This window comes from Streptomyces sp. NBC_00287, from assembly GCF_036173105.1.
Classification (GTDB): Bacteria; Actinomycetota; Actinomycetes; order Streptomycetales; family Streptomycetaceae; genus Streptomyces.
Genome location: NZ_CP108053.1, coordinates 7,618,824 through 7,631,496 on the forward strand (window position 1 = coordinate 7,618,824; position 12,673 = coordinate 7,631,496).

Genomic DNA, 12,673 nt, shown 5'->3' on the forward strand with positions numbered 1-12,673 from the left:
GTGCGTTTAAGCCACGATGGCACGAAGTGGGGCGGTGGGCATGTGCAGGAAAGGTCGATCACCTTGCCGTCAGGATCCTCGGGCCCTCGGTCGTAATCGCCACCGTGTGCTCCGCGTGTGCTGCTCTTGAGCCGTCGTTCGTCTTCAGCGTCCAGCCGTCCGGTGCCGCGTAGTAGCCGTCTTTTCCTCCCGCGATCAGCATGGGCTCGATCGCCAGGACCATGCCGTGGCGCAGCGGGAGGCCTCGGTGGGGGCGGCCCTCGTTGGGGACTCCGGGGTCCTCGTGCATATGGCGGCCGATGCCGTGGCCGCCGAAGCCGTCGGGGATGCCGTAGCCGGCCTCGCGGCAGACCGTGCCGATGGCGTGGGCAATGTCGCCGATGCGGTTGCCGACGACGGCTGCCTCGATGCCGGCGGCCAGGGCGCGCTCGGCCGTGGCGATCAGGCGCAGGTCCGCCGGGCGGGGCCTGCCCACCGTGAAGCTGATCGCCGAGTCGCCCGCCCAGCCGTCGAGTACGGCGCCGGTGTCGATGGAGACCAGGTCGCCGTCGCGCAGCCGGTACGTGGTCGGGATGCCGTGCACGATCGCGTCGTTCACCGAGGCGCAGATGACCGCCGGGAAGGGGGTGGGCGCGAAGGAGGGGCGGTAGCCGAGGAAGGGGGAGCTCGCGCCCGCCCCGCGCAGGACCTCGTGCGCCACCTCGTCCAGTTCCAGCAGGGAAACGCCCACGTCAGCGGCTTCTCTTACGGCGGTCAGGGCGCTCGCGACGACCTTGCCGGCCTCGTACATGGCATCGATCGATGTATCCGTCTTCAGTTCCACCATGCCAATTACTATACCGGTATTAGAATGGGGGCATGGTACGTAACCCACTGACCCCCGAAGAGCGCGAGCGCGGTGAGCGGCTCGGGCGGCTGCTCCGCGAGGCCCGCGGCGGCCGCAGCATGGCGGAGGTCGCGGCGAGCGCCGGTGTCTCCGCCGAGACACTGCGCAAGATCGAGACCGGGCGGGCGCCGACCCCGGCGTTCTTCACGGTGGCCGCGCTGGCGCGCGTGCTCGGTCTTTCCATGGACGAGCTGGCCGAGCTGTGTGCGCCGGTCGCTGCGTGAGGGTTCGCACGTCACGTTCCGGCGCGGCGGGCGTACTCTGCGTCCCGCTGGAAAACTCCCCGTAGCGTCCTCGTAACACGGCTGGTGTTGCCTTACGGACCGGAGTGCTCCGGTCTGGCGGGAGTTGGGCATGGCTGTGGAACAACTCCCGGCTCGGGTGCGGGAGTTCGCGAACTACCTGAACGGCCTGATGGCGCGCCTCGATCAGGGCGGCGGCTGGTGCGGGGTGTTCTGGCAGCGCGATCCGGACGGTATGCAGGCCTGCCTCGACGGGCGTGAAGTGCCGCCGTGGGACGTGGTGGAGGCGCTGCTGCAGGACCTCGCCTCGGAGTACGGCCCGGATGCCGCCCGCGCCGAGGCGGAGGGGGTACGTGCGCTGCACACCGCCGCGCTCCACGCCTACGACACCCGCCCCGGCGGCCGGGACGCCCTGGGCGACCGCCTGGACGTCATGCTCCGCGAGCAGCGGTACGCCGCGGAACGGCAGGCCGAGTTGGGCCGATCGCTGGCCGCGGCAACCACTCAGGATCACGCTGACGCCCTTCGCCTCGATCTCGCCTGGGCGCGTGACGATCACGCGCGAGCCACCGCTCGGTGCGCCGAACTGCGATCGCGAATGACGGAGTTGGACCGGAGGTCGGCGAGCGGGCAGGCGGCTGCCATACGGCGGGAGCGCACGGGGGAGGGGCCGGTGCTCGGGGTCGACCGGGGGATCCCGGTGCAGGGGGGCGCGGTGGGGGCGGGCTTCGCTGACGGGGGTGCGGCGACGCGGGCGTCCGGAGGACAGGCCCGGGGCGCCTTTGTTCAGGCGTCCGGTGCACAGGCCGGGGGCGCCTCCATGCAGGCGTCCGGAGCGCAGGCCGGGGAAGCCTCAACACGGGCGTTCGCCGATCACACCGACGGCGCCGGGTCGCGGGCAGTGGGCGCTCAGGCCGGGGGAGCCTGGGCGTCCGCCGATCACGCCGACGGCGCCGGGCCCCGCGCAGTCGGCACGCAGGCCGGGGAAGCCGCTGCCCAGGCACCCGCCACCTGGCCCACGGAAGCCCCGGCCCACACCGCCGAGCCCCAGCCGGAACCCCCCGCCCCCAAGCAACGCAAACGCCGACGCGGCGGCGCCCGATTCGCCGGCATCGTCGAGGAGGACGCCGCCCCCGTCGTCGTACCGCCCACGGCCGCCCCCGCCCTCCCCGAGCCCACGGCCGTCGGCCGCCGTACCCCCCGAGGCGCCCGCTTCGCCGGTGCCGCCGAGGCCGTAGAGCCGGCGGAGCCGCAGGTCGAGCCAGTGGACGGGGCGGACCGGCGGGAGGTTGTCGGGGCCGTCGAGAGGCTGGTGCGGCTGCGGCATGAGGGGCGCAGCGGTGAGGCGCATGCGCTGCTCGCCGAGATCGCCTACTCGTCCGCCGGACGGTATCCGCTGCTCGCTGTCGAGCTTCAGCGGGCCGGGCTCGGGGCGGACTGGGCCACCCTGCTGTGGGAGGCCGCTTCGCTGCCCGCCGACCGGCTGGTCGCGGCGGCGGACGCGCTCGTCGCCGCGGGGATGGGCGCCGACGCGGAGCAGATCCTGCGGCAAGGGGTCGTCCGGTCCGCCGACGAGATCGGGCAGGCCGTGCTGGGGCTGGCCCAGGAGGGGCGTCGGCGCGAGATCCGCGCCCTGCTGGACGCCTATGTCAGGGTCCGTACGCCGGAGGAGGCCGCCCGTAGCGTGGCCGTGGACCCGGGGACCCTCGTACCGTTGCTGCTGGAGGCCGCACGGGGTGTCTCGGACGAGCGCCACTGGGATCTCGTCCACGCGCTGAGGGTCGCCGGATTCGCCGCCTGACCGGCTGGGCCGATCACCCACAGGAGTGTGAAACCGGATCGACTCAGCGGGTTAACGACGATGGTCTTGGCAAGCCCGTCCGGGAGGCTTACGTTCGTGCCTCTACGGCCTGCATCTACGGGCGTAGAGGCTCTGACGTCCCGCCGAAGGAGCAGCTCATGGCCAACGTTGTACGCGCCGCTCTGGTCCAGGCCACCTGGACCGGCGACACCGAGTCCATGGTGGCGAAACACGAGGAGCACGCCCGCGAGGCGGCCCGCCGGGGCGCCAAGGTGATCGGGTTCCAGGAAGTCTTCAATGCCCCCTACTTCTGTCAGGTGCAGGAGCCGGAGCACTACCGCTGGGCCGAGCCCGTGCCCGACGGGCCGACCGTGCGTCGTATGCAGGAGCTCGCGCGCGAGACCGGCATGGTGATCGTCGTCCCGGTCTTCGAGATCGAGCAGTCCGGCTTCTACTACAACACCGCTGCCGTGATCGACGCCGACGGCTCCTATCTCGGCAAGTACCGCAAGCACCACATCCCGCAGGTCAAGGGCTTCTGGGAGAAGTACTACTTCAAACCCGGAAACGCCGGCTGGCCCGTCTTCGAGACGGCCGTGGGCAAGGTCGGCGTCTACATCTGCTACGACCGCCACTTCCCGGAGGGCTGGCGGCAACTCGGGCTCAACGGCGCCCAGTTGGTGTACAACCCGTCCGCCACGCACCGCGGTCTCTCCTCCCACCTGTGGCGTCTTGAGCAGCCAGCTGCGGCCGTCGCCAACGAGTACTTCGTCGCCGCCATCAACCGCGTCGGCGTCGAGGAGTACGGCGACAACGACTTCTACGGGACGAGCTACTTCGTCGACCCGCGCGGACAGTTCGTGGGGGAGGTCGCCAGCGACAGCAAGGAGGAACTCCTCGTCCGTGACCTCGACTTCGACCTCGTCGAAGAGGTGCGGCAGCAGTGGGCGTTCTACCGCGACCGCCGCCCCGACGCCTACGAAGGGCTGGTGCAGCCGTGACGGCCGACGATCTGCTGGGACGCCACCGCCGGGTGCTGCCGGACTGGCTCGCCCTCTACTACGAGGACCCGCTGGAGCTCACCCACGGCGAGGGCCGCCATGTCTGGGATGCCGAGGGCAACAAGTACCTCGACTTCTTCGGCGGCATCCTCACCACGATGACCGCGCACGCGCTGCCCGAGGTGACCAAGGCGGTGAGCGAACAGGCCGGGCGGATCATCCACTCCTCGACCTTGTATCTGAACCGCCCCATGGTCGAACTCGCCGAGCGCATCGCCCAGTTGTCCAGCATCCCGGACGCCCGCGTCTTCTTCACCACCTCCGGCACCGAGGCCAACGACACGGCCCTGCTGCTCGCGACGGCGTACCGGCAGAGCAACACGATCCTGGCGATGCGCAACAGCTACCACGGCCGCTCCTTCAGCGCGGTCGGCATCACCGGCAACCGCGGCTGGTCCCCGACCTCCCTGTCCCCTCTCCAGACGCTGTACGTCCACGGCGGCGTCCGCACCCGCGGCCCGTACGCCGATCTCAGCGACGCCGAGTTCATCGCCGCCTGCGTCGAGGACCTCAAGGACCTGCTGGGCCACACCCGGGCACCCGCGGCCCTGATCGCCGAGCCCATCCAGGGCGTCGGCGGTTTCACCTCCCCGCCGGACGGCCTGTACGCGGCCTTCCGCGAGGTGCTCGCCGAGCGCGGCATCCTCTGGATCGCCGACGAGGTGCAGACCGGCTGGGGCCGCACCGGCGAGCACTTCTGGGGCTGGCAGGCGCACGGCCGCAGCGGCACGCCGGACATCGTCACCTTCGCCAAGGGCATCGGCAACGGCATGTCCATCGGCGGGGTGATCGCCCGCGCCGAGATCATGAACTGCCTGGACGCCAACAGCATCTCGACGTTCGGCGGCACCCAGATCACCATGGCGGCGGGGCTCGCGAACCTGACGTATCTCCTGGAACACGATCTCCAGGGCAACGCCCGGCGGGTCGGCGGGCTGCTCATCGAGCGGCTGCGGGCGGTCGCCGCACACGTGCCGTACGTACGGGAGGTGCGCGGGCGCGGGCTGATGATCGGGATCGAGCTGGCCGAACCCGGCACGGACCGGGCGGCGCCCGAGGCGGCTTCCTCGGTGCTCGAGGCGGCCCGCGCGGAAGGACTCCTGATCGGCAAGGGCGGCGGACATGACACCTCCGCGCTGCGGGTCGCGCCGCCGCTGTCGCTGTCCGTCGCGGAGGCCGAGGAGGGTGCCGCGATCCTCGAACGCGCTCTGAGGAGCCTTCAGTAAGGGAACACCGCCATGACCACCACCCTGGAACCTGCCCTGTCGGTCCGTCAGGTCCTCACCCTGGAGCGGGTGCTGGCCGGGGAGCCCGAGGTGGTGGCCGGCGCCGGACAGCTCGACCGGCCGGTGCGCTGGGTGCATGTGGCCGAGGCCGCCGACGTCGGCGTGATGCTCAGTGGCGGCGAGATGGTGCTGACCACCGGGGTGCTGCTGGCCGGTGACGAGAGCGCCCAGGCCGAGTACATCCAGTCGCTGCACCGCGCGGAGGCCGCGGCCGTCGTCCTCGGACTCGGCCGCGCCTTCCCGGCCGCGCCGGACGTGATGCGCCGGGCGGCCGAGCGGTGCGGGCTGCCGATGGTCGTCCTGCACCGGCCCTTCCCCTTCGCCGAGTTGACCGAGGAGGTCCAATCCCGGCTGGTGCGCCGGAAGTTCGCCGCGGTGAGTCTCTCGGAGTCCGTACGGACCGCCCTCACCGGCCTGATCACCGCGGGCGCCCCGCTCCAGCGGCTGCTCGACGAGATCGCCCAGCACAGCGCCTGTCCGGTCGTCGTCACCAACCTCGCCCACCGCGTCCTGGCCACCGCGGGGGAGCGCCCTGCCGTGGACGACGTACTGCGCGACTGGGAACGCATCGCCCGGCAGGCCGGTGGCAGCGAGGGCGACGGCTGGATCCGCGCCGAACTCGGCGGCCGGGGCGAGCGCTGGGGTCAGATCGTCCTGTGCGGCCACCGCGGTGACACCGCCACCGGACGGCTGCTCGCCGACCGGGCCGCCGAGGCCCTCGTCCTGCACCGCATGCTCGGCGGCAACTCCGTCCACACCTGGGAGGAGCAGTCCGCGCAGAGCCTGCTGACCGACCTGGTCAGCGGGGTCGTACCGGCCAGGCAACTGCTGCCACGGGCGCGGGCGGCCGGACTGCCCGTCAACCGGCGGACGTTCGTGCCGTTGGTCGTCCGGGACGGCGACCCCGCACAACTCGACCGGGTGCTACGCATGTTGGGGCTCCCCGGAATCGTCGCCGAGCTCGCCGACTCGGTCACCGCCGTCCTGCTGAGCCTCGCCCGCGACCAGGACGCGGGTGTGCTCGCCGCCAACTTCGCCACCCGACTGCGCTCGGAGGCGCCCGGCACGGTCGTGGCCGCCGCCGACCCCCGCTCCGCCTGGGACGACGTACCCGCGGGCCTGCGCGAGGCGCAGCACGTCGCCGATGCCGTGTCCGACGTACTCGACGTTCCCGCTGTGGTACGCCTCAAGGATGTCCATCTGCGCGGCTTGATCCGGCTGTTGCGGGACGATCCGCAGGTGCAGTCCTTCGCGGAACGGGAGTTGGACGGGCTGCTGTGCGGACCGGAGGAGGATCTGCTGGCCGTGTTGCGCACCTATCTCGCCACCGGCCGCAACAAGTCCCGCACCGCCCAGCTCCACCATGTCTCCCGGCCCGCGCTCTACCGCCGGCTGGAGGCGATACAGGGCCGTCTCGGTGTGGACCTGGACGATTTCGAGCAGGCCGCCTCCGTGCACATCGCCCTGCTCGCACACGATGCGCAACAGGGCTGAAACATGCGACGACCTGGGAAAACGGCGGTGAAACATGGGTCCACGAACACGTGACACCGTGGCACGCCGGATGCCCGCAGACGTGACACCGTGCAACTCAAAGCCTGTTTTCGGACTTCCTAGTCTTCTCGCACACCGAGCGACCGGAGGTCCCGATGAGCAGAGTGATCCGAGCCGCCCTCTTCCAGACCGCGTGGACGGGCGACAAGGAATCGATGATCCAGGTACACGAGCAGGCGGCCCGCGACGCGGCCGCGCAAGGCGCTCAAGTCCTGTGCTTCCAGGAGCTGTTCTACGGACCGTACTTCTGCCAGGTGCAGGACAAGGCGTTCTACGAGTACGCCGAACAGATCCCCGAGGGCCCGACCGTACGGCGCTTCCAGGCGCTGGCGAAGGAGCTGGGCCTCGTCCTCGTCCTGCCGATGTACGAGGAGGAGCAGCCCGGGGTTCTGTACAACACCGCCGCCGTGATCGACGCCGACGGCTCCTACCTGGGCAAGTACCGCAAGACCCACATCCCCCAAGTGCAGGGATTCTGGGAGAAGTTCTACTTCCGCCCCGGCAACAGCGGCTGGCCCGTCTTCGAGACGGCCGTAGGCAAGATCGGCGTGTACATCTGCTACGACCGCCACTTCCCCGAGGGCTGGCGGGCGTTGGGCCTGGCCGGTGCCGAGATCGTCTTCAACCCCTCGGCCACCTCGCGCGGCCTGTCCCGCTACCTGTGGCAGTTGGAGCAGCCGGCGGCGGCCGTCGCCAACGAGTACTTCGTGGGCGCGATCAACCGGGTCGGCGTGGAGGACCTCGGCGACAACGACTTCTACGGCACCACGTACTTCGTGGACCCGGAGGCCCAGTTCGTCGGCGAGGTGGCGAGCGACAAGGAGACCGAACTCGTCGTCCGCGACCTGGACCTGGCCAAACTCCGCGAGGTCCGCGACCGCTGGCAGTTCTACCGCGACCGCGCACCGGGGGCCTACACGCCACTCGCTGCACCCTGATCGCACCGACCACCCCGTCCACCCTGGGAGGAGAGGGACCATGAGCAGCCGTACCGTCATCAGTGGCGGTCTCGTCATCACCGCGTCCGACGAGGTCCACGCCGACGTCCTGATCGAGGACGGCCGGGTCGCCGCCCTCGCCGTGCCCGGTACGCAGAGCTGGAGCGCGGACCGCACGATCGACGCCACCGGGAAGTACGTCATCCCGGGCGGTGTCGACGCCCACACCCACATGGAGCTGCCGTTCGGCGGCACCTTCGCCTCCGACACCTTCGAGACGGGAACCCGGGCCGCCGCCTGGGGCGGTACGACCACCATCGTGGACTTCGCCGTGCAGAGCGTCGGGCACACCCTGCGCGAGGGGCTCGACGCCTGGCACGCCAAGGCCGAGGGCAACTGCGCGATCGACTACGCCTTCCACATGATCGTCTCCGATGTGAACCAGGACACGCTCAAGGAGATGGACCTGCTGGTGGAGGAGGGCGTCACCTCCTTCAAGCAGTTCATGGCCTACCCCGGTGTCTTCTACAGCGACGACGGCCAGATCCTGCGCGCCATGCAGCGCTCCGCCGAGAACGGCGGCCTGATCATGATGCACGCCGAGAACGGCATCGCGATCGACGTGCTGGTGGAACAGGCGCTGGCCCGAGGGGAGACCGACCCCCGCTACCACGGCGAGGTCCGCAAGGCGCTCCTCGAAGCCGAGGCCACCCACCGCGCCATCAAGCTCGCCCAGGTCGCGGGCGCCCCGCTGTACGTCGTGCACGTCTCGGCGATGGAGGCAGTCGCCGAGCTGGCCAAGGCGCGCGACGAGGGGCTGAACGTCTTCGGCGAGACCTGCCCGCAGTATCTGTTCCTGTCCACCGACAACCTCGCCGAGCCCGACTTCGAGGGCGCGAAGTACGTCTGCTCCACGCCGCTGCGTCCCCAGGAGCACCAGGCGAAGCTGTGGCAGGGCCTCAGGACCAACGACCTCCAGGTCGTCTCCACCGACCACTGCCCCTTCTGCTTCGTCGGCCAGAAGGAACTGGGCCGGGGCGACTTCTCCAAGATCCCCAACGGTCTGCCGGGCGTGGAGAACCGCATGGACCTGCTCCACCAGGCCGTCGTCGACGGGCATATCTCGCGGCGCCGCTGGATCGAGATCGCCTGCGCGACCCCGGCCCGGATGTTCGGGATGTACCCGAAGAAGGGCACCATCGCGCCGGGCTCCGACGCCGACATCGTCATCTACGACCCGCACGCCGAGCAGGTCATGTCGGCCGTCACACACCACATGAACGTCGACTACTCGGCCTACGAGGGCAAGCAGACCACCGGCCGGGTGGAGACGGTCCTCTCCCGCGGCGAAGTCGTCATCAGCGAGCGGGAGTACACCGGCCGCGCCGGGCACGGGGTCTACACCCCCCGCTCCACCTGTCAGTACCTCAACTAGGAGCGGAGCACATGGACTTTGGACTCGTCCTGCAGACCGACCCGCCGGCCTCGAAGGTCGTCAGCCTGATGAAGCGGGCCGAGCGCAACGGATTCACCCACGGTTGGACCTTCGACTCGGCCGTGCTGTGGCAGGAACCGTTCGTGATCTACAGTCAGATCCTGGCCAACACCACGAAGTTGACGGTCGGCCCGATGGTCACCAACCCGGGCACCCGCACCTGGGAGGTGACCGCCTCCACCTTCGCCACCCTCAACGACATGTTCGGCAACCGCACGATCTGCGGTATCGGCCGCGGCGACTCCGCGATGCGGGTGGCCGGGCGCAAGCCCAACACCCTCGCCCGGATCAGCGAGGCCATGAAGGTCATCCGCGCCCTCGGCCGCGGCGGCGAGGCCGACCTCGGCGGCACAGTGATCAGGTTCCCGTGGATCAAGCCGGGCGCCGAACTCCCCGTCTGGATGGCCGCGTACGGCCCGAAGGCGCTGAAGATGACCGGCGAGGAGGCGGACGGCTTCATCCTCCAGCTCGCCGATCTGTATCTCACCGAATACATGGTCAAGGCGGTCAAGGAAGCGGCGGTCGCGGCCGGTCGAGACCCCTCCGAGGTCAAGATCTGCGTCGCCGCCCCGGCCTACGTCACCGAGGACGACTCGCCCGAGGCGCTCGCCCACGCACGCGAGCAGTGCCGCTGGTTCGGCGGGATGGTCGGCAACCATGTGGCCGACCTGGTGTCCAAGTACGGCGAGCACTCCGCCGCCGTACCCGATGAACTCACCGACTACATCAAGGCACGCGAGGGGTACGACTACTCCCACCACGGACGCGCCGACAACCCCGACACCGCCTTCGTGCCCGACGAGATCGTCGACCGGTTCTGCCTCATCGGCCCGGTCGAGAAGCACATCGAGAAGCTGAACGCACTGCGTGAGCTGGGCGTCGACCAGTTCGCCGTCTACGACATGCACGACGCCCAGGAAGCCGTCATCGACGCGTACGGGGCGCAGGTCATCCCCGCCCTCAACGGCTGAACTCCCCTCTGAGAACTCCCCCTTCCCGCCGTCCCGGGGAGGGGGCCCAGGGCGCTTTTCCCTCAGCGCACCCCCCATCGGCGCCACCCGCACGGCCTTTCCCGTCCCACCGTCCCTGATTGGCCTGCCCATGACCGACACCGCTCCCACGGCGATACCGCCGTCCTCCCAAGTCACCCTGGCCGACGGCCGGGTGGAGCTCGCCCCGGGGTCCCCGCCGCCCAGCGGTCCGTACGCCAACGACGACCTGCTCCCGGTCCCGGTGGAGAAGCGGACCTGGACCACGTACAACTTCTCCGCCTTGTGGGTCGGCATGGCCCACAACACCGCCTCCTGGACCCTTGCCTCCGGTCTGATCGCTGTCGGCATGGACTGGAAGCAGGCGGTGCTGACCATCGCGCTGGCCAATGTGATCGTGCTGGTGCCGATGCTGCTCACCGGGCACGCCGGGCCCAAGTACGGCATCCCCTTCCCGGTGTTCGCGCGGGCCTCCTTCGGTATCCGCGGCGCCAACCTGCCCGCCGTCGTACGGGCGTTGGTGGCGTGCGGCTGGTTCGGGATCCAGACCTGGATCGGCGGTGAGGCGATCTTCTTCCTGGCCGGGAAGCTGATCGGCGACGGCTGGGCGGACGCCGGGAAGATCGGCGGGTACGCCTGGACCATGTGGCTGTCGTTCGCGATCTTCTGGGCGATCCAGGTCGCGATCATCTACCGGGGCATGGAGACGATCCGCCGGTTCGAGAACTGGGCGGCGCCCTTCGTGCTGGTCGGCGCCTTCGTGATGCTGTGGTGGATGAGCGACAAGGCCGGCGGCTTCGGCCCGCTGCTGGACCAGCCCTCCAAGCTGGGCTGGGGCGAGGACTTCTGGAAGCTGTTCTGGCCGTCCCTCATGGGCATGATCGGCTTCTGGTCCACGCTCTCGCTGAACATCCCGGACTTCACCCGGTACGGAAAGAGCCAGAAGGCCCAGACCTGGGGCCAGGCACTCGGCCTGCCGACGACCATGACGCTGTTCGCGTTCCTGTCGGTGATGGTCACCTCCGGCTCGGCGGCGGTGTACGGCGAACCGATCTGGGATCCGGTGCAGTTGGCCGCCAAGACCGACAACGTGGTCGGACTGCTCTTCGCCCTGGTGACCGTGCTGGTGGCGACCCTGTCGGTGAACATCGCCGCCAACCTGGTCTCCCCGGCCTTCGACTTCTCCAACATCGCGCCCCGGAAGATCAGTTTCCGTACCGGCGCCCTCGCGACCTGCGTCCTCGGGGTGCTGATCTTCCCCTGGAAGCTGTACTCCGACCCGCAGGGCTACATCTTCACCTGGCTGGGACTGGTCGGCGGTCTGCTCGGCACGGTCGCCGGCATCCTCATCGCCGACTACTGGATCCTGCGCCGTGGCCGGCTGGATCTGACCGACCTGTATCGCACGGGCGGCCGTTACTGGTACGAGGGCGGCTGGAACTGGCGGGCCGTCGTGGCCTTCCTGGCCGGTGGCGTCCTGGCCATCGGCGGCGCGAACTTCGATCCGCTGATCGACGGCACGCCCATCCCGGCGCTGTCGTCGCTCGCCGATTACGGCTGGGCGGTCGGGCTCGGTACCTCGATGGTGCTGTACCTGGCGCTGATGCTGCCGCGCAAGCGAAACGTCTGAGGCACCCGCGGGAGGACGGTCAGGCCTTCTGGCCGTCCTCCAGCGCCGCCACCGCCTCCTTGGCGGCCTTGATGGCGCCCTTGTTGATCTCGTCCGAGCTCGGCGCCTGCTTCGACTCGAAGTCGCTGCCGTTGTACGTGACAACGACCAGCGCGTTGGAGACCCGGGCCACCACGACGCCCTCACGCGTCTCCTGCTTGTCCTCGGTGGTCAGGTTCACCACCGAATAGCCCGCGTCACCGAGGCCCGGTACATCCCCTCCGCCGCTTTTGTCCTCGACGCGTTCGTCGAACGACTTCTGCGCCGCCTCGTCCGATTCCTTGATCTCGAAAGAGACGTCGAGCCAGCGGTAGTCGTACCCCTTGAGGGCGTTCCAGGAGCAGGTGCGGCGCAGTTTGCTGTCCGTCGACGGGATCTCCTTGCCGGCGGCCTTGGCGCCCGGAACAAGCGATGTGACCGTTTTTCCGGCGATGCTTCCGCAGGGTGCGGGGGCGTTGGAGTACGTCTTCGACGCGGCCGAGGTCGAGGGTGCCGAGGCGGACTTGTTCTCCGTCTTCTCCTGCGCCTGGGGCTCGGCGTCCGGCGCCGCGGCGAACGGGCCGGACGTCAGCGCCCAGCCCGCTACGGCGAGCACCACGACGGGGGACAGGCGGGCGGTGAGGGCGATCGGGAGGGGGAAGGAACGCACGGCGCACTTTTCGTGGGGGACGGTGCGGAGGGAGTCCGCACTGCGGACGGGACGGCAGTTTCGCACGACTCCCTGTGGGGCGGAAGTGTCAACTCGCTCCGTG

11 protein-coding genes are annotated in these 12,673 nt (G+C 69.9%); 9 read left to right on the forward strand and 2 right to left on the reverse strand.

All coding sequences use genetic code 11. The features are described from left to right. Positions 1–58: 58 nt before the first annotated feature. A complete protein-coding gene (map, locus tag OHT76_RS34570) occupies positions 59–826 on the reverse strand; it encodes a type I methionyl aminopeptidase (protein WP_328874789.1) in 768 nt (255 codons plus the stop codon). A 32-nt stretch (positions 827–858) separates the two neighbouring features. Between map and OHT76_RS34575 the strand changes: the two genes are divergently transcribed. The 9 genes from OHT76_RS34575 to OHT76_RS34615 all read left to right on the forward strand — a co-directional run bounded on the left by OHT76_RS34575 (position 859) and on the right by OHT76_RS34615 (position 11,882). Further along, positions 859–1,110, forward strand: coding sequence for a helix-turn-helix domain-containing protein (locus OHT76_RS34575; protein ID WP_328874790.1), 252 nt, complete (start codon positions 859–861; stop codon positions 1,108–1,110). Positions 1,111–1,240: 130 nt separating this feature from the next. Continuing rightward, a complete protein-coding gene (locus OHT76_RS34580) occupies positions 1,241–2,929 on the forward strand; it encodes a hypothetical protein (protein ID WP_328874791.1) in 1,689 nt (562 codons plus the stop codon). 158 nt (positions 2,930–3,087) lie between these two features. Further along, positions 3,088–3,930, forward strand: coding sequence for a nitrilase-related carbon-nitrogen hydrolase (locus OHT76_RS34585; protein WP_328874792.1), 843 nt, complete (start codon positions 3,088–3,090; stop codon positions 3,928–3,930). Continuing rightward, on the forward strand, positions 3,927–5,216 hold the full coding sequence (locus tag OHT76_RS34590) for an aspartate aminotransferase family protein (RefSeq protein ID WP_328874793.1): 1,290 nt from the start codon (positions 3,927–3,929) through the stop codon (positions 5,214–5,216). Before OHT76_RS34585 ends, OHT76_RS34590 begins: the two co-directional genes overlap by 4 nt. A 12-nt stretch (positions 5,217–5,228) precedes the next feature. Beyond that, entirely contained in the window at positions 5,229–6,770 is a 1,542-nt protein-coding gene (locus tag OHT76_RS34595) for a PucR family transcriptional regulator (RefSeq protein WP_328874794.1), read from the forward strand. 155 nt (positions 6,771–6,925) lie between these two features. Next, positions 6,926–7,768, forward strand: a complete 843-nt coding sequence (locus OHT76_RS34600; protein ID WP_328874795.1) for a nitrilase-related carbon-nitrogen hydrolase — start codon at positions 6,926–6,928, stop codon at positions 7,766–7,768. 40 nt (positions 7,769–7,808) lie between these two features. Continuing rightward, a complete protein-coding gene (gene hydA, locus OHT76_RS34605) occupies positions 7,809–9,203 on the forward strand; it encodes a dihydropyrimidinase (protein ID WP_328874796.1) in 1,395 nt (464 codons plus the stop codon). A gap of 11 nt (positions 9,204–9,214) precedes the next feature. Continuing rightward, entirely contained in the window at positions 9,215–10,234 is a 1,020-nt protein-coding gene (locus OHT76_RS34610; RefSeq protein ID WP_328874797.1) for a TIGR03842 family LLM class F420-dependent oxidoreductase, read from the forward strand. A 130-nt stretch (positions 10,235–10,364) separates the two neighbouring features. Next, entirely contained in the window at positions 10,365–11,882 is a 1,518-nt protein-coding gene (locus OHT76_RS34615) for an NCS1 family nucleobase:cation symporter-1 (RefSeq protein ID WP_328874798.1), read from the forward strand. A gap of 19 nt (positions 11,883–11,901) precedes the next feature. Here the strand turns inward: OHT76_RS34615 and OHT76_RS34620 are convergent, their stop codons facing one another. Then, positions 11,902–12,570: a hypothetical protein gene (locus OHT76_RS34620; RefSeq protein ID WP_328874799.1), complete on the reverse strand. Its 669-nt coding sequence runs from the start codon at positions 12,568–12,570 to the stop codon at positions 11,902–11,904. Positions 12,571–12,673: the final 103 nt, after the last annotated feature.

Bases quoted from the DNA above. Each gene is read 5' to 3' on its own strand.
- map (WP_328874789.1), bottom strand. From the start codon at position 826: ATGGTGGAACTGAAGACGGATACATCGATCGATGCCATGTACGAGGCC.
- OHT76_RS34575 (WP_328874790.1), top strand. From the start codon at position 859: ATGGTACGTAACCCACTGACCCCCGAAGAGCGCGAGCGCGGTGAGCGG.
- OHT76_RS34580 (WP_328874791.1), top strand. From the start codon at position 1,241: ATGGCTGTGGAACAACTCCCGGCTCGGGTGCGGGAGTTCGCGAACTAC.
- OHT76_RS34585 (WP_328874792.1), top strand. From the start codon at position 3,088: ATGGCCAACGTTGTACGCGCCGCTCTGGTCCAGGCCACCTGGACCGGC.
- OHT76_RS34595 (WP_328874794.1), top strand. From the start codon at position 5,229: ATGACCACCACCCTGGAACCTGCCCTGTCGGTCCGTCAGGTCCTCACC.
- OHT76_RS34600 (WP_328874795.1), top strand. From the start codon at position 6,926: ATGAGCAGAGTGATCCGAGCCGCCCTCTTCCAGACCGCGTGGACGGGC.
- hydA (WP_328874796.1), top strand. From the start codon at position 7,809: ATGAGCAGCCGTACCGTCATCAGTGGCGGTCTCGTCATCACCGCGTCC.
- OHT76_RS34610 (WP_328874797.1), top strand. From the start codon at position 9,215: ATGGACTTTGGACTCGTCCTGCAGACCGACCCGCCGGCCTCGAAGGTC.
- OHT76_RS34615 (WP_328874798.1), top strand. From the start codon at position 10,365: ATGACCGACACCGCTCCCACGGCGATACCGCCGTCCTCCCAAGTCACC.